Annotated in this window: 16 protein-coding genes; 10 read left to right on the top strand and 6 right to left on the bottom strand. The window is 64.9% G+C overall.

All coding sequences use genetic code 11. The features are described 5' to 3' along the window. The first annotated feature begins 16 nt into the window (after positions 1–16). The 3 genes from ACLL97_RS05695 to ACLL97_RS05705 all read left to right on the top strand — a co-directional run bounded on the left by ACLL97_RS05695 (position 17) and on the right by ACLL97_RS05705 (position 2928). Complete coding sequence (locus ACLL97_RS05695) at positions 17–112, top strand: fasciclin domain-containing protein (protein WP_411279530.1); 96 nt, start codon at positions 17–19, stop codon at positions 110–112. Between the two features lie 110 nt (positions 113–222). After that, a complete protein-coding gene (locus ACLL97_RS05700) occupies positions 223–1908 on the top strand; it encodes an amidohydrolase (protein ID WP_411279515.1) in 1686 nt (561 codons plus the stop codon). Between the two features lie 117 nt (positions 1909–2025). Then, a complete protein-coding gene (locus tag ACLL97_RS05705) occupies positions 2026–2928 on the top strand; it encodes an ABC transporter substrate-binding protein (protein WP_411279516.1) in 903 nt (300 codons plus the stop codon). 73 nt (positions 2929–3001) lie between these two features. Here the strand turns inward: ACLL97_RS05705 and ACLL97_RS05710 are convergent, their stop codons facing one another. Continuing rightward, a complete protein-coding gene (locus tag ACLL97_RS05710) occupies positions 3002–3358 on the bottom strand; it encodes a TSUP family transporter (protein WP_411279517.1) in 357 nt (118 codons plus the stop codon). Positions 3359–3387: 29 nt separating this feature from the next. Between ACLL97_RS05710 and ACLL97_RS05715 the strand changes: the two genes are divergently transcribed. After that, the gene (locus tag ACLL97_RS05715) at positions 3388–4455 is read left to right on the top strand and encodes a M42 family metallopeptidase (protein WP_411279518.1); all 1068 of its coding nucleotides are present in this window, start codon (positions 3388–3390) and stop codon (positions 4453–4455) included. 485 nt (positions 4456–4940) lie between these two features. On the opposite strand, the gene ACLL97_RS05720 is transcribed toward ACLL97_RS05715, so the two are convergent. Continuing rightward, the gene (locus tag ACLL97_RS05720; protein WP_411279519.1) at positions 4941–6614 is read right to left on the bottom strand and encodes a HEAT repeat domain-containing protein; all 1674 of its coding nucleotides are present in this window, start codon (positions 6612–6614) and stop codon (positions 4941–4943) included. 62 nt (positions 6615–6676) lie between these two features. Between ACLL97_RS05720 and ACLL97_RS05725 the strand changes: the two genes are divergently transcribed. From ACLL97_RS05725 to nth, 4 genes are all read left to right on the top strand, one after another. After that, entirely contained in the window at positions 6677–7636 is a 960-nt protein-coding gene (locus ACLL97_RS05725; protein WP_411279520.1) for an alpha/beta fold hydrolase, read from the top strand. Positions 7637–7652: 16 nt separating this feature from the next. Continuing rightward, positions 7653–8039, top strand: a complete 387-nt coding sequence (locus ACLL97_RS05730; protein ID WP_411279521.1) for a hypothetical protein — start codon at positions 7653–7655, stop codon at positions 8037–8039. A gap of 567 nt (positions 8040–8606) precedes the next feature. Further along, complete coding sequence (locus ACLL97_RS05735; RefSeq protein ID WP_411279522.1) at positions 8607–10385, top strand: PHP domain-containing protein; 1779 nt, start codon at positions 8607–8609, stop codon at positions 10383–10385. A 2-nt stretch (positions 10386–10387) separates the two neighbouring features. Continuing rightward, positions 10388–11254: an endonuclease III gene (gene nth, locus ACLL97_RS05740; RefSeq protein ID WP_411279523.1), complete on the top strand. Its 867-nt coding sequence runs from the start codon at positions 10388–10390 to the stop codon at positions 11252–11254. A gap of 287 nt (positions 11255–11541) precedes the next feature. On the opposite strand, the gene ACLL97_RS05745 is transcribed toward nth, so the two are convergent. Genes ACLL97_RS05745 through ACLL97_RS05755 form a run of 3 tightly spaced genes read right to left on the bottom strand, consistent with a single transcriptional unit; the run spans position 11542 to position 14907 of the window. After that, a complete protein-coding gene (locus ACLL97_RS05745; protein WP_411279524.1) occupies positions 11542–12054 on the bottom strand; it encodes a hypothetical protein in 513 nt (170 codons plus the stop codon). Further along, entirely contained in the window at positions 12051–13340 is a 1290-nt protein-coding gene (locus tag ACLL97_RS05750; protein ID WP_411279525.1) for a DUF1501 domain-containing protein, read from the bottom strand. Before ACLL97_RS05750 ends, ACLL97_RS05745 begins: the two co-directional genes overlap by 4 nt. 10 nt (positions 13341–13350) lie before the next feature. Continuing rightward, the gene (locus tag ACLL97_RS05755) at positions 13351–14907 is read right to left on the bottom strand and encodes a DUF1800 domain-containing protein (RefSeq protein WP_411279526.1); all 1557 of its coding nucleotides are present in this window, start codon (positions 14905–14907) and stop codon (positions 13351–13353) included. A 95-nt stretch (positions 14908–15002) separates the two neighbouring features. On the opposite strand from ACLL97_RS05755, the gene ACLL97_RS05760 reads away from it, so the two are divergent. Both ACLL97_RS05760 and ACLL97_RS05765 read left to right on the top strand, forming a co-directional pair. Next, positions 15003–15473, top strand: a complete 471-nt coding sequence (locus ACLL97_RS05760) for a peptidylprolyl isomerase (protein ID WP_411279527.1) — start codon at positions 15003–15005, stop codon at positions 15471–15473. 19 nt (positions 15474–15492) lie between these two features. After that, the gene (locus ACLL97_RS05765) at positions 15493–15675 is read left to right on the top strand and encodes a hypothetical protein (protein WP_411279528.1); all 183 of its coding nucleotides are present in this window, start codon (positions 15493–15495) and stop codon (positions 15673–15675) included. Between the two features lie 34 nt (positions 15676–15709). Here ACLL97_RS05765 and ACLL97_RS05770 read toward each other — a convergent pair. Beyond that, positions 15710–15890 (bottom strand): hypothetical protein (locus ACLL97_RS05770; protein ID WP_411279529.1); only part of this gene is annotated, 181 nt, incomplete at its 5' end.

A 15890-nucleotide genomic window follows, 5' to 3' on the forward strand; every position in this document is an offset into this window, starting at 1 on the left:
GATGGGTGGCGTGCCGATGATCAACCAGGCGCACATCGTAAAGACGGACATCATCGCCAAGAATGGCGTGATCCACGTGATCGACGCAGTGATTCTGCCGCCGTCTAAGTAACTGCGAAGTAGTGAGTGGGGAGTACCGAGTACGGAGTAGTTCGAGACACGCGGGGTGACCATCACGGTTGCCCCGCGTTACTCTTTGCCGGACCCTCCTACCCCGGCTCCATGATCGCTTTCCGTACCTTCCTCGGCGTGGCCCTCGCAGCCGCCCCGCTTGGCCTTTCAGCGCAGCCCATTTCGTCCAAAGCGCCGGCCGACCTGATCGTGACCAACGCCCGCGTCTACACGGCCGACGATGCGCGTCCGCTGGTGGAGGCGTTCGCGGTGCGCGATGGGCGCATTGCGTTTGTGGGCTCGCAGCGTGAAGCGGCGGTGCTCAAGGGGCCCAACACCCGTGTGGTGGACGCCGGCGGTCGCACGGTGATCCCCGGTATGGTGGATGCCCATGCGCATTTCAGCGGGCTCGCGCAGACGTTGCGGTCGGTGGATCTCACCGGCACCAACAGCCTGGCTGAGGTGATCGCGCGGGTGGTGGCCAAGTCGACGTCGGTGCCGAAAGGCACGTGGATCACGGGCCGAGGATGGGATCAGAACGATTGGGGCGTGACCGACTTCCCCGCCCACGATGCGCTTACGGCGGCGCTGCCCGATCATCCGGTGTTGCTGGAGCGCGTGGATGGTCACGCCACGTACGCCAACATGGCGGCCATGAAGGCGGCGGGTGTCACGGCGGCGTCGAAGGCACCGGTGGGTGGGCAGATCATCAAGGACGCCAGGGGTAATCCCACGGGCGTGTTCGTGGACAACGCGAGCGACGTGCTCGAAAAGCAGGTGCCTGCGCCAACGGCGGCCGAGTACAAGAGCGCGCTCAAGGACGCGATTGCGTTGATGCACAGCTGGGGTCTCACGGGCATGCACGATGCCGGCGCCACGCGGGTGGCGATTGACACGTATGAGGAGCTGGCGAAGTCGCAGGAGCTGAAGCTTCGTTTGTACGTGATGATCGGTGACGACAAGGCCGCCCTCGATCATTACTTCGCCAAGGGACCGCAGTCGGCGATGTACAACGGGCAGCTGTGGGTGCGCGCGGTGAAGCTGTACGCCGACGGGGCGATGGGTTCGCGCGGCGCGGCGTTGCTGGAGCCGTACAGCGACGATCCGAACAACACGGGGCTGCTCAAGAGCACGCAAGAACACATTCGCGAGGTGGCGGAGCGTGGACTCAAGGCGGGCTTCCAGATCAATTCACACGCCATCGGCGATCGCGGCAATCGGGTGGTGCTCGACGCGTACGAGCAAGCGCTGAAGTCGGTGCCGAGTGTGGATCACCGGTTCCGCGTGGAGCACGCGCAGATTCTGCACTACGACGACATCCCGCGCTTTGCGCAGCTGGGCGTGATTCCCAGCATGCAAGCCAGTCATCAAACCAGCGACATGTACTGGATCGGCAAGCGACTGGGGCCCACGCGCCTGTACGGCGCCTATGCGTGGCAGTCGCTGTTGCAGACGGGTGTGGTGATTCCCAACGGCAGTGACTTTCCAGTGGAGCAGGTGAATCCGCTGATCTCGTTCCACGCGGCGATCGCGCGTCAGGATGCGCGCGACTGGCCGGCGGGCGGGTGGTTCCCGGAGCAGAGAATGTCGCGTGAGGATGCCCTGCGCAGCATGACGATCTGGCCGGCGTACGCGGGCTTCCAGGAAGCGTCGATGGGATCACTCACCGCGGGCAAGTTCGCTGATTTCGTGATACTTGATACGGATATTATGCGGGTGCCGAGCGAGCTGGTGATGAAGACGAAAGTGTTGTCGACGTACGTGGGTGGGAAGTCAGTGTACGAGGCGGTCCGATAGATCGTGCGAGTTTGGAGTCGTGGGTTGAAGTTTGGAGTTTTGGGTTGCAGGCGCACAACGGCAAACGCATAACGCGAAACTTTTACTCATTACTCGAAACTCACGAGCGATCCATCAATGCGCACGGTGTCCCTCCTCCCCGCCGCCACCGAGATCATGGCGTTTCTCGGTGCCACCGACCACCTCGTGGGGGTGACGCACGAATGCGACTATCCCGACATCGTCGCGTCTCGTGCGCGGGTAACGAAGAGCAGCTTGCCGCACAGTGCAGACCCGGCAGAGATCGACGAGGCGGTGCGCGAGTTGCACGGTGCGGGTCACGCGCTGTTCTCGATGGACGAAGCGCGCATCAAGGCGCTGCATCCCGACGTGCTGCTCACGCAGGCGCTGTGCGAAGTGTGCGCGATCAGCGAATCCGACGTGCGCGCCTTGGCGGGGCGCTTGCACCCCGAGCCGCGCATCGTCACACTAAACGGCACCACACTCGACGGCGTGTACGCCGACATCGAGGCCGTGGCGCAAGCGATGAACGCCAGCGACGAAGCGGAAGAGTTACTGGCGGGACTGCGCGACCGCGTGAAGCATGTGCACGATATTCTGAAAGCCGCCAAGGCACCGCGTCCGCGCGTTGCCCTGATCGAGTGGACCGACCCGGTGTACATCGCCGGTCACTGGGGACCCGAGCAAATCAAACGCGCCGGTGGCTTCGACGTGCTCGGCACCGCTGGCGTGCATTCCACCACGGTGCCGATGGAACAGCTGTCACAGGCCGACCCGCAGTTCGTGTTGTTCGCTCCGTGCGGCTATTCACTCGCCGCGACGGTCGCCGAGGCGAAACGATGCCTGGCGCTACCGCAGTGGTCGTGGCTGGCCGGACGTCAGGTGTGGGCGCTGGACGCGAACGGATTGGTGAGTCGCCCGGGGCCACGCATCGTGGATGGCATTGAAGCGATGGCGCGCATTTTCAATCCGTTGTTGTTCACGGGGATTGATGCGAGGCATGGGGAGAGGGTGCGGTAGCGGGCGCGCTCGCAACTGGGAACTGCCAACTGCCTAGGTCGCAGTTCCAGGCTCCCAGTAGACAGTCGGCAGCTCACCCCACCCACAGCTTCACCGCCATCCCCACCATCAGCACCGCGAACAGGCGCTTCAGCACCACCGCATCGACGTGGGTTGCGATCTGGGCGCCGAAGTATGCGCCGACCGCCATGCCCGCTGAAATCAAGAGTGCGTCCTTGATTTGCAGGTGTCCGGCGCGGTAGTACGTCGCGGCGCCGATCGCGGCACCGAGTGGCACCACGAGCGCGGCGAGCGATGTACCGGCGGCCTGCTGCGGCGTCATTTTGGCCAGGTAAATCAGCGCGGGTACGACCACGATGCCACCGCCGATCCCGAAGATACCGGAGAGCACACCGGCGCCGAGTCCGATCGCGAGAAGGAGGAGAGTCATGCGAAAAGAATAGCACCTATATTTGGGCTATGCTTTCTGAATCCTCCGTAGCCTTTCTGAAGCGCCTGCTCGACACCCCCGGTCCGTCGGGCTTCGAAGGTGCACCGGCGCGCGTCTGGCGTGCCGAAGCCGCCACGTTCGCCTCCGTGAAGGCCGATGTTGTCGGTAACAGCCTCGCCACGGTCGAGGGCAGCGGTGGCCCCACCATCCTGCTGGCCGGTCACATCGATGAGATCGGCGTGATCGTGACCTACATCGACGAGAACGGCTACACGTATTTCGAAGCGATCGGCGGCTGGGACCCACAGGTGCTGGTGGGCCAACGCATGCGCTTTCTGGGTCGCCACGGTGACGTGTTCGGTGTGATCGGCAAGAAGCCGATTCACCTGATGAAACCGGACGAGCGCGAGAAGGCGTCGAAGATCACCGATCTGTGGGTCGACATCGGCGTGAAGAACAAGGCCGAAGCGATGGAGCATCTGGAAATCGGCGACGCCGGCGTGATCGACGCGCGTGTGATGGAGATGCCGAATAATCGCATCGTATCACGCGCCATCGACGACCGCATCGGCGCCTTCGTGGTGCTCGAAGCACTGCGTCGTTACGCCGAGAAGCCCGGCGCCGCCCGCGTGATCGCGGCCGCTACGGCGCAAGAAGAGATTGGCTACGCCGGCGGTGGGGCACGCGTGGCCGCGCAGCAGCTCGACGCCAAGATGGCGATCGCGGTGGACGTCACGTTCGCCACCGATCACCCGGGTGTCGAGAAGAAGGAACTCGGCGAGCACAACGTAGGCGGTGGACCGGTACTCACCCGCGGTTCGATCGTGCACCCGGTGGTGTTCCGTCTGCTCGCCGATACGGCCAGGAAGCTCGAGATCCCGTACTCCGTGCACGCCGCGGGGCGCTTCACCAGCACCGACGCCGACGGCATTCATCTCACGCGCGATGGCGTCGCGACGGCGCTGCTGTCGATCCCCAACCGCTACATGCATTCGCCCAACGAACTGGTGTCGCTCGACGACCTGGATCGTGCGGCCGAGCTGATCGCGGAAGTGTGTCGCGCGGTGACGGCGGACACTGATTTTACGGCGCGCTGAGCTTGGTGTTGTGTGCTGGCGGAGCCGTCCGCGCCGCCGACCCCTTAGCCGAGTAGAGATCCGAGTCGCCGAACATTTCTTCTCGTCCGGCGCTGACGCGCCGTGCCTCGAAGAAACGACTCGGCTTTCGGACTCTCTCGGCTGCGGGGCCAGCGGCGCGTACTGGTGTCGCGCGAACCCAAGCGTGCTGCAGCCGCAAAGATGGAGTGAGGCCGCGTGTTCCGCGCGCAGTCTCGGTCGTGGCGATCGGCGGTGGCGCGGGGAGACGGTTGTCGGGCGACTGTCGTTCGCGTTGGGGGCGGTAATCGCCAACCACAAACAGCGCTGGCGACGTGCCCCGCTGCGAGGGGAGGCCGAGAGTCCCTGGAAGCCGACTCGTTTCCTCAAAGGTCGGCGCGAAGCGACGGCCGAGAGGAAATGCTCGACGGCCAGGGATCTCCTCGGCCGACCCGAAGCCCGCACCGACCGAAGCGCTGTTTAGCAGTTCAAGAAATAGAAGCCCGCAACCGAACAACAGCCGCCGCCACTTCGGGATCAGCGTCACCGGCGAGCGACTCGATCGAGGACAGCACCGCGTAGCCGCGTGCGCGAACGAGGGCCTCGAGGGCAGCGATGCGAATCCACGCGTCGCGATTAACCTGGCGTTCGCCCGGCTCGGCCGCCGGCGCCGGTTGCGCGATGCGCAGCAAGCGCTGAATCGCGTCGGCGCTGCCAAGCTTGCCGAGCGAGGCGAGCATTTCGAGCGCCACGTCTTCATCGCGCTCCTTGTCGAGCGCGGCGGCCAATCGTGCGGCGGGCGGGCGTACACCACCGCCACCGCCCCCGACGCCGGGCAAGCCGTAGGCGGCGGCGGCGATGCGTCGTACCTCCGGATGCTTGTCCTCGACGACGCCGTGCAGACCGTGCATGGCCTTGGCAGTACCGAGACGCATGAGAGCGCGGGCGGCGGCAATGCGAATGCGATCGTCGTCGTGCGTGAGCAGCGGCAGTATGGCCACGTCGGCCTGTTCCACGCCCATTTCGCCAAGCAGCGCGACGGCGTTGCGCACCACGAACCACCGGCTGTCGCGCACGAGATCGAACAGCAGGGTGGCATTGAGATCAAGCGCCACGATGCTGTCAAAATACGCGCGTCGCGCCTGACTCTCCGGCGAGCTCATGAGCTCCTGCACCAGCACTTCGACCGTCGCGTCACCGGCGCGGGCCATGAGTTCGAGCGTGATCGTGCGCTCGGAGGTGTACGGGACGCGCGTGGCCAGCAGTCGCAACGAGGTGCGGTGCAGCAACCGTCGCATGATGCGTTCGCCGCCCAGTCGTCCCCCGCCGCCACCCACGGTGTGCACATGGTGCATCGTGGCGCGCGCGATCGATTCGATCGTGAGGGCGTCACCGCGGAATTCCGCGCCGTCGATGAGTTCGATGAACAAGTCACCGGCGGCCAGCGCGGCGTCATCGGTGCGTGCGGCGGCCAGGCGGGAGAGCGCGTGGGCCACCGCGCTGCCGCCGGCGTTGCTGGTGCCCGTCTCACTGTCGTCGATGACCGCCGAACTGAACGGTGTGAATCGCGGCAGCGCGTCGGGGGCGGGCGGCCGCGGCGTGACGAGCACGCTCCACGACCGCAGCAATTCGCGCGGCGGTTCGTCGCTCATGACGGCGCGATTGATCGTGGTCGGCGTATCACCCGACAACGGACGGATATCTTCGCCAACACGAATCGGCTGCGCGACGAGCGACGCGAGCGTGAGCAATTCGCCTGGCGCGGCACCCTGACGCACGGTGATCGAGCCGATCCCGAGCGTGAGGGCGCGTCGTAGCAGCCCACCGAGGAGCGGGTCGTCGGCCGCCAGCCGTCGCTCAATGGGGACACCCTCGAGGACCAGCTGGCCGTCGATGACCCGGCAGAGCAGCGCTCCGTCGCGGGAACGCGCGGTGAGTTGGCGGAGGGCATCACGCACCAGCGGCTGCATGACGAGCTCGGCGTCGATCTCACCGGCCGTCTCGGACGGACGCCGGGCCTGCGCCGTGACCACGCGATCGATCAGCAGGGCCAGCGCCCGGAGCACCGCACGGGACGAACGGCCGTCGGGCACGGCCCGCTGCAGGCCACTGTCGGTCGTGCTCGCACTGGGAGTGTTGCGTCGATAGCCAAGGGGACCCATGGGCGGGAAGTTACGAAGTTGGCATGTGGATGGCGATAGTGACCGGCCCTTATCTTCCGCCCATGGGACACCACGACCTTTCCGCTGGGCCGTCATTCGGGAGCACGCGCGAGCCGACTACCGATGGCGTGACGCAGACGACCGACGTGCCGCTGTACTGGCGGGCCGACGGGCCGCCCGGCGCGCCGCCGCTGCTGCTGTTGCACGGGGGACCCGGCGCGCACCATGACTATCTGTATCCGCAGATGCTGGCGCTGTCCGACAGCTATCGCGTGATCACCTACGATCAGCGCGGCGGGGGCCGCTCCAAGATCGACGACCCGACACCGATTACCTGGCAGACACAGGTCAGCGATCTCGCCCAGATCGTCACGGAATTCGGCCTCATGCCGCCCACGATCGTGGGCTACTCGTGGGGCGCGCTGTTGGCGATGCTGTACGCGATCGAATGCGCCAAGACCGGCGATGCGCGTCTCGCGCCGGCACGTCTCGTGCTGGTGTCTCCGGCACCGATCACGCGTGCTTGGCGGAACGAGTTCGAATCGTCGCTGTCATCGCGCGGGCGAAGTTCAACGATACTGGCGATGCGCGAGGAGCTTGCGGCCTCCGGTTTACGGGAGCGCGATCCGGTCGCGTATCGGCAGCGTGGGTTCGAGTTGAGCGTGGCCGGATACTTTGCCGATCCGTCACGCGCCCGCGCGCTCACGCCCTTTCGCGTCACGGGTCGCGTGCAGCAGTCGGTGTGGGAGAGCCTGGGTGAATTCGATATCCGGGACGAGCTGCGTGGCGTTCACTGCCCGACGCTCGTCGTTCACGGCAAGCAGGATCCTATACCGCTCGAGTCGGCTGCCGCCGCTGCGCAGTCGTTGAGCGCGGAGCTCCTCGCGTTGGACGACTGCGGTCATGTGCCGTATGTCGAACAACCGGAACTCCTATTCGCCGCCATACGTCGATTCCTTGCAGAGAGCCATGGTTCCCTTCGGTCCGGTCACCCACACGCTACTCACCACGATCCACGTTGATGGCCGAGACGTGCGCGTGACATTGCACAGCGCGCACGACGGCATCGAATTGGTGGGGCGCCTGTTCTTCGCCGAAGAAGGGTGGGGCAACAGCGGTATCCCCGATCGCGGCGTACTCCCCGGCCGCACCTTGTACGACGTAGAGCTGTTGGCTCGTGACCTTCGCCCGGAGGAGCTGGCGCAGCGCTGCCGCCGCGCCAACGCCGAAAAGCGACGGTTTCACGGGCTACGTCAGCTCACGCTTGAGCTGCTGTCGAAGGTGCGGTACATGAACCAGGTCGCGGTGAGTGTACGGACGGGTCTGCTGGACGGTGAGGCGGCCGGCCAGGAGATGGATTTGACGGAAGGGCAAATGGAGGAGCTGGTGCGGCAGGTTAGGCACTTGGCGGGGATAGAAGGATGAACCTTGCCAACTGTAGCTGTGGGCTGGGGGCTGTGGGCTTTCGCGGTGGGCTTTCGCGGTGGGCTTTCGCTGTGGGCTTTCGCTGTGGGCTGGGGGCTGTCGGCTCCCGAGGCTTGGGGCTCTGGGCTCACGGCTAACGGCCATGGGCCATGGGCCATCGGCCATGGGTTACCGCCAGCGGTCAGTCGCCAGCTTTGACCCATGGCTCATGGCCCATGGCTCATGGCAGATAGCAGACAGCTGTCAGCCCCGAGCCTCGGGAGCCGACAGCCCACAGCGACAGCTCATAGGCCCCTTAGCCAAGCAAGGAACCTCCGTAACCCCCTATCCAATAAAATGTCCCCTTAGCTGAGCTGCACCTAGCACGAGGATCGGGGGGTCGGGCCACGCGAGAACCGCTGGCACGAACAGGGGGGGGCACCCGTTCACCGAACGATGGCAAGGCGCCGCAACGTCGCGCTAAAAACGCCGTGTACCACGCAGGACACGAGCATTTTGAGCGGCGTTGCCAACGTCGCCCCAGCGCAGATGCCGTGAATTTTTAGTGAATCACACTACATTTCCCTCATGGATTGCCGCGCCGCTGCCTTTGCCCTGACCCAGATCGCTACGCTCCTCGAGTTGCATAACGAGGATCGGTTTTCGGTCCGAGCGATGCAGACGGCGGCGCGAGTGGTGGCGGCGCATGGTGAGACGGATCTGGGACAGGCGCTCTCGCGTGACCTCTCGGCCGAAGATGTGATCGCGCCGGCGGCCATCGAGGTGCTGCGGGATCTCGCCATGAGTAACGGGTCGTCGCTGTTGGAGCGTCTGCAGGAAGAGACTCCCGAGGGCTTGTTGGAGATGTTGCGCGTGCCCGGACTGGGTCCCTCGCGCATCCGCTCCATTCACGACGGCCTGCACGTGGACTCGCTGCTGGAGCTCGAAATTGCGGCGCGCGACGGACGTCTGGCGGAACTGCCGAAGTTCGGCGCCAAGACGGCGGAAAAGATTCTCAAGGGAATCGCCGATTTGCGAGCCACGGGGGCGTACGTGCTCTGGCAGCATGGCCGCGCCGAGGCCGAGCGCATTGCCGATGCGATTCGCGCGCACCCGGATGTGCTGCAACTCGAGATCGCGGGTTCGATCCGGCGGCGCATGGAAATCGTGCGCGATGTGGATCTGGTGTGCTCGGTGCGCGGCAGCCCCAGTGTGGTGGCCGCCACGTTCGCCCAGCTGCGTGGTGTGAAGGAAGTGCTCGGCGGCGGGGGTCGCTCGTTGTCGCTGCGTCTCGACAACGGCGTACGGGTGGACGTTTCCTGCGTGCGTCCGGAGCAATTCGCGCTCGCGTTGTGGCGCGCCACCGGCAGCAGTGCGCACGTGAAGCAGCTCACGGAGCGTGCGGCCACGTTGGGCTTCGTGCTGGCGGGCGACGAACTGCGTGATCGCGACGGCGCGTTGGTGTCGATTCCCGACGAACCGGCACTGTATGCGCGACTGGGACTGGCCTATGTGGTGCCGGAGCAGCGTGAAGCGATGGGCGAAGTGGAAGCGGCCGCGCGCGGCCCGTTCCCGACGCTGATCACCGAAGCGGATCTGGTCGGTGCCCTGCACTGCCACTCGCAGTACAGCGACGGCGGTGCCACGATACTCGACATGGCGAGCGCGGCGCGGGCGCGCGGATTGCGCTACCTGGGCGTGTCCGACCACTCACAGTCGAACACGTACGCCGGCGGTTTGTCGCGCGATGCGATTCTGCGGCAGCACGACGAGATCGATGCGTTGAACGCGCAGTACGCAACCAACGGGATCGCGTTTCGCGTGCTCAAGGGCATCGAAGCCGACATTCTCCCCTGCGGTCGCGTGGACTACGACGCCGCATTTCTCGATCGCTTCGACTTCGTGATCGGCTCGGTGCACACGCGCTATGGCATGAACGAGCGACAGATGACGGACCGCGTGCTCAAGGCGCTCGATGATCCGCATCTCACGATCCTGGGACATCCCACCGGTCGTTTGCTGCTTACGCGCGAACCGTACGCCATCGATATCGCGGCCATTATTGAAAAGGCCGGCGCAGTGGGTGTGGCGATGGAGCTCAACGCCGACCCGCATCGACTCGACATCGACTGGCGCGCCTGCCGCGTTGCGCAAGAAAAGGGGGCGCTGGTCAGCATCGGCCCCGATGCGCATTCGCCGCAAGGCTTCGACCATCTCGAACTCGGTATCGCGAACGCACGAAAAGGCTGGCTCACACCCGCCAACGTGCTCAACACGCGCACGGCCGACGAGGTGCTGGCCTTTGCGCGCGCCCGACGCGAGGGCAAAGCCACCACCGCGCCGCATTTGCGCGTGATGCAAGGCTGAGAGTGGCCCGCAGCACCGCGAGCGGCGCGCCGCGTCAACCACTCTCGGCCAAGAAGCCGGGAAAAGCGGCGCAGAAGACGATACCAGTGCACTCGGCCACGGCGAAGTTGTCCACGGCCAAGCCGGTCGTGAAAAAGGCCACGCGCAGCATGACGAAGACAAACGGGCAGAAGCCGTCGCAGCGGGCAGCGCTGGTGTCACGCTCGCCGAACACCAAGGCTGACAAGCTGGCGATTGCCACGGTGGTGTTAGAGCGTCTCAAGGCGGAGTATCCCGACGCCCACTGCGAATTGGACTACCGCAATCCGTTCGAGCTGCTATGCGCCACGATTCTCTCGGCGCAGTGCACCGATGTGCGCGTGAACATGGTGACGCCGGTGCTGTTCAGGCGCTACCCAAACGCTGATGCCTTGAGCGCCGCCAAGCAGGAAGATGTGGAGGAGATTGTTCGCACCACGGGTTTCTTCCGCGCCAAGGCGAAGAGCCTGATCGGCATGGCGGGCATGCTGGTGGCGAAGTACGACGGTGATGTGCCGCGTACGATCGCTGAGCTGGTGCCACTGCCTGGGGTTGGACGGAAGACGGCGAACGTGGTGCTGGGCAATGCGTTCGACATCAACGAAGGCATCGTGGTAGATACGCACGTGCAGCGACTGGCACGGCGGTTGGGGCTTACGCGAGAGGCAGACCCGATCGGGATCGAGCGGGAGTTGATGCCGCTGTTTCCGCGTGATGACTGGGCGTTGTTGAGTCACCTGTTGATCTGGCACGGACGAAGAACGTGCTTCGCGCGGAAGCCCGTGTGCGAGAAGTGCGTAGTGAAGGAGGTCTGTGCTAGTTGTGAGACAGGGAACTGCGAACTGCGCTAGGAATAAGGGGCGCTAGGAATGACGGGCGCTAGGAATGACGGGCGCTAGGAATTAGGGGCGCTAGAAAGATGAAGCCGACTACGCTGGCTAGAGCACGCCTCGGGAAGTCAGTGGTAGTGGTACTGCCCGTTGGGCTGCCCGTTGGGCTGCACGCGTGCGTTGCTCTCGTCGGTGCCAAACTGGAACGCACCACCGATGGCCTCGACCTATCCCTAGCGCCCGTAATTCCTAGCGCCCCTAATTCCTAGCGCCCCTAATTCCTAGCGCAGTTCGTTGGAAAAAAAGCCTCACCACATCGCCAGCACATAGTACCTCCATCCTGTCAGTCCATTCACGATCGTCACCCCGACGGCTGCTGTCCCTACGCCCGTCACGCCGCAGTACACGTCGTCATTCGTGGCCGGAGTCTGCGTGACCGACACCCATGTCCGTCCATCGATGCTGACCCAGCACGCCACGAACGGCAGCTTGCTGTTCGCCACCGCCGCCGCCGGCAACGGCATCGAGAACGAGCCGCTCAAGCCGAACACCCCGCTGCTTTCAATGCGATTCACCACCCCCGATGGCCCCTGCGGTCCGGCCGGACCCGTCGCCCCCGGGGCCCCGGTAGTTCCCGGCGTGCCTGGCGTGCCCGTTGGTCCAGTCGGTCCGGAAGGACCAGCCGGCCCCGCCGGTCCTTCCGCACCCGTACAGGCGGTGAGCAGCAGCAACGCCACCGTGGCCAGCCGTGCAGTGCAGCGCGCACCACATCGCAAATTCAGTCGGGCGCTCACGGCGCTCACGCCAGCGGTCACGGTCACTTGGTCACTCCACGAAAGCGTGGCGTATAGTCGGGGAAGATCGCCGACAGATTGCGGTTGTTGAGACGGTTCTGCACCACTTCGGCGAGTACATCGCGCATATCGATCGTGACTTTCAGGTCCTGCCCGTCTTCGAGCTGTTCGCGTTCGAGACCCGGCCACTGCGTGATCACCTGTCCACCGGCAATCGCGTTGCCCATCAGGAACATTACGCTGGCGCGTCCGTGATCGGTGCCAAGGCTGCCGTTCTCGCGAACGTTGCGCCCGAATTCGGTGGTGGCAATGAGCGTGACGCGATGGTTGATGGGCCCCTGCATGATGTCCTGCCAGAATGCTCTGAGTGCGCTCGCGAATTCCGTCATGTTGTCGGCCAGCACACCGCCCACAGATCCCTGATTGGCGTGCGTGTCCCACCCGTTCGCGTCCACATGCGCCGCTTCGAGTCCGATATCGCCTTTGATCATCGTAGCGATCGCCCGCAACGACTGACCCAGGTGGTCATTGCGATAGTTCGCCCCGTTGGCCGGGCGATAGCCATTGAAATCGAGCTTGTTCAGCAGCGCCACGGTGGCGATGCCGTCGATCGCGCTGTCACGCATGGGCGTCCACGCGCCGTTGTACAGGCGCTTCACGGCGGCAGCGTTGGGCGACGTGATACCGAACGACGCGGGCCGTGGTACCGGCAAACTCTTGGGCGCGCCGGCCAGAGTGCGTGGCATACCGTACGTGATCGACGTGGCGCGCATCGGCGCCGTGGCATTGAGCGGCGCGCTGGTGGCGAGATGTCGCGCCAGCCACCCCGACTGGATTGTGTAGTCTTCCGGCTTGCCCTGCTCGAGATAGCGCTCGGCCTCGAAGTGCGAGCGCGATTTCGTGGCCGACTGTCCGCAGGCGTGTACCGCCAGCAGCTCACCCGCCACATACGGCGCCATCAGCGGCGCCATGGTGGACGGGAGCATGAAAAACGTGCCGAGCGCGAGGCCGCGGTTCGGCGAGCTGCTGTCGGGACGTGGAATCGCCAGCGTGGGACGCACCGCGTAGTAGGTGGGATCGGCGTACGGCGCCACGAGCGTCAGGCCATCGGCGCCGCCACGCAGAAACACCGAGACGAGTACATCGCGCACGCCGTCTTCCGAGTCGGCGAAGGTGACCGATGGCAACCACGAGGGCAGCGTGACGGAGGCGGCGCTCAGTGACCCGAGTTCGAGAAAACGGCGACGACTCACGTGACGATATTCGTCGCACGACACGTCGTCAGGCACATGGTTCATGGAGTCGGTTGACATCAGGGGACCGTCAGTAGAACTGGAATTCAGGCGCCATCGTGGCGAGTTGTAGCGCGTCGAGCACGCGACTGCGCGACACATCGGCGGCGAGTAACGTGCGCAGTTCCGCCTCGAGATCGGCCGACATCTCGCCGCCGAACAGCCGCTCGCGAATCGCGTCGACCACGCCATCGACTGTCGGTGTGGTCATGAACAGCGCGAGATCGACGATCGTCCAACCGCTGCCCGTGTTGGCCACCTGCAGCACGGTGTTCACGTTATTCCAGCGATCAATAATCATCCCGGCCCAGAACTCGGCGCGATCGGGATAGCCGTCGGGGGTAGGCCACCCACCAACGCGATGGCCCATTGCTTCGAGCGGGAAATACAGGCCATCGAAATCGCGACGCACATCGACCACAGGCACGGCGCGCGCGCCAGTGGTGCGCAACGCGGAGACCATGAGATGCAGCGGGCGTTTGAGTTTGGCGGGTGCGCGCATGAGCTGTTCGCGCGAGAGCACCGCGCGCAGCATCGCTTTGATGTCACCACCGCTGCGGGTGTACGCGGTCACTACGGTACCGATCTGCGCCTCGGTGGGATCGGGCCGCACGAACCAGCGTAGCAACTTGGCGGCAATAAAGCGCTTGGTGGCCGGATGATTGGCCAGCATCGCGGCAAAGGCGATGCCTTCGTCCATGCCCGCCGTGCCGGTACCGGGCGCGCGTGCGGGAAACGTCATGCCGAGCACCGTCTTCGCGTCGAAGTCGTGCAGGTCGGCCTTGTACTGAAAGATGCCTTGTCCGTCTACCGACCAGCCGGTGAGGACACGCGCCAGCTCCCGCACATCGCTCTGGCTGTAGCCGCCATCCCAGCCGAGGGTGTGCAGCTCCATCAATTCACGCGCGTAGTTCTCGTTGATGCCCCACTTGGTGTTCCACACCTGGTCGAGATACCAGAGCATGGCGGAGCTGCGCATGCTGGCGTGGATCAGATCACTGACCTTGCCGAGGGCGTTGGGCCGAATGACCTGTTGTTGGTGGAACAGCTTCAGGCTGTAGGCGCCGTCGATGGGCACATGAAAGTGGTCCGACCAGAACTCGACCATGCGCTCGAGCAGGGAGCGTTCCGAGAGGATGGCGCGTTCGACCGTCATCCGGCCCAGCGGACGGATGATCTGGAAGTACGGGCTGCCGCTGTCGGCGATGTTCATGGCCTGACGCGGGGTCAGCGCCAGCAGATCGCGATAGGTCGCGGCAAGGTGGTTTTCGCAGGCCGAGTCGTCGAGGCGCTGCGGGTTGAGTTGCTCCTCGAGGTAGGCTTCGTAGCCAAGGTCGAGGGCGCGTGCGACCTGGGCGGCGGTCTGTCCGTGGGACGTGCGGCGCAGGAGTCGGAGCTCGGGCGACGTCCAGGCCGCCTGCTGACCGAGCTGGCTCAGGAGACCGCCCAGGCGGGCGTTGCGTGACCGGGTGGGAGGCTGGGCGACCAGGGGCGACGGCGTGAGCACAGTGCCGGCGGACGCCAGCGCGGCCCCTCCGGCGGCGGCCCCGAGGCCGGTCCGCAACCATTCCCGTCGGCTGGTCTTCATGGGAGCGAGTATCCTACCCAGCGGGCTGCTCTGTCAATGCGCCGTGATCGGATTAGTTTTCCCGTCTTCACTCTCAAAAAGATCCAGGAGACACAGTGGCCAAGCTGGCAACGTTCGAGACCACCAAAGGGACCCTTGTCGCCGAGTTGTATTCGGCCGAAGCGCCCAAGCACGTAGAGAATTTCGAGAAGCTCGCGAACCAAGGCTTCTATGATGGCGTAAAGTTCCATCGCGTGATCGACGACTTCGTCGTACAGGGCGGCGATCCGTACTCGCGTGATCTGCCCGAGGGCGATCGTCGCATTGGCACGGGCGGCCCGGGCTGGCAGATTCCGTGCGAGACGGCGGGCAACCCGCACAAGCATGAAGTGGGCTCGCTGTCGATGGCGCACGCTGGGAAGAACACCGGCGGCAGCCAGTTCTTCATCGTGCTGAGCGAGGCGAACACGCGTCACCTGAACGGCGTGCACACGGTGTTCGGCAAGGTCACGAAGGGGCTCGAGTTCCTCCCCTCGATCGTGGCGAACGATGGTATGGTGACGGTGCGCGTCGCCGACGTCGACTGACTTTCTCCGGAGATCTGAGATGGGCGGACACGCACAGCAGGACAGCGACAAGGCCGCTGGGTTCATGGGCCTGATCGGAGGCGCGCTGTTGATCGGCGCGATCATGTACGGCATCGTGATCTGGACGAACGGGCAGTTTGCCGGTCATGAGGCGGAAGGCAAGAAGGCGGCGGTGGTGAGCTCGAGCCTGATGGTTGGGTAAACAGCCAACGGCTTAGGAAGCAGTCGGGAGGGTATCAGGACGGAGGGGGCAGGACGGCGGATTTCCGCGGTCCTGCCCCCATACTGTTCGGAGTGCGCATTTCCTGGGTCTGCCGGAGCGCTTCCTGCTTCGACACGGTGCGGGTAAATGCACGGACTGATCCGTGCAGCAAATAGGTCTGGAGTGTATGCCGTAGCATCCCAACGTGTTGGCAT

It is taken from the genome of Gemmatimonas sp. (assembly GCF_046594945.1).
In the GTDB taxonomy this organism is placed as follows: domain Bacteria; phylum Gemmatimonadota; class Gemmatimonadetes; order Gemmatimonadales; family Gemmatimonadaceae; genus Gemmatimonas.

Coding starts and splice junctions, on each gene's coding strand:
- ACLL97_RS05765 (WP_411279528.1), top strand. CDS start 15,493: ATGGGCGGACACGCACAGCAGGACAGCGACAAGGCCGCTGGGTTCATG.
- ACLL97_RS05700 (WP_411279515.1), top strand. CDS start 223: ATGATCGCTTTCCGTACCTTCCTCGGCGTGGCCCTCGCAGCCGCCCCG.
- ACLL97_RS05755 (WP_411279526.1), bottom strand. CDS start 14,907: ATGAAGACCAGCCGACGGGAATGGTTGCGGACCGGCCTCGGGGCCGCC.
- ACLL97_RS05725 (WP_411279520.1), top strand. CDS start 6,677: ATGGGACACCACGACCTTTCCGCTGGGCCGTCATTCGGGAGCACGCGC.
- ACLL97_RS05695 (WP_411279530.1), top strand. CDS start 17: ATGATCAACCAGGCGCACATCGTAAAGACGGACATCATCGCCAAGAAT.
- ACLL97_RS05705 (WP_411279516.1), top strand. CDS start 2,026: ATGCGCACGGTGTCCCTCCTCCCCGCCGCCACCGAGATCATGGCGTTT.
- ACLL97_RS05710 (WP_411279517.1), bottom strand. CDS start 3,358: ATGACTCTCCTCCTTCTCGCGATCGGACTCGGCGCCGGTGTGCTCTCC.
- ACLL97_RS05720 (WP_411279519.1), bottom strand. CDS start 6,614: ATGGGTCCCCTTGGCTATCGACGCAACACTCCCAGTGCGAGCACGACC.
- ACLL97_RS05750 (WP_411279525.1), bottom strand. CDS start 13,340: ATGTCAACCGACTCCATGAACCATGTGCCTGACGACGTGTCGTGCGAC.
- ACLL97_RS05715 (WP_411279518.1), top strand. CDS start 3,388: ATGCTTTCTGAATCCTCCGTAGCCTTTCTGAAGCGCCTGCTCGACACC.
- ACLL97_RS05735 (WP_411279522.1), top strand. CDS start 8,607: ATGGATTGCCGCGCCGCTGCCTTTGCCCTGACCCAGATCGCTACGCTC.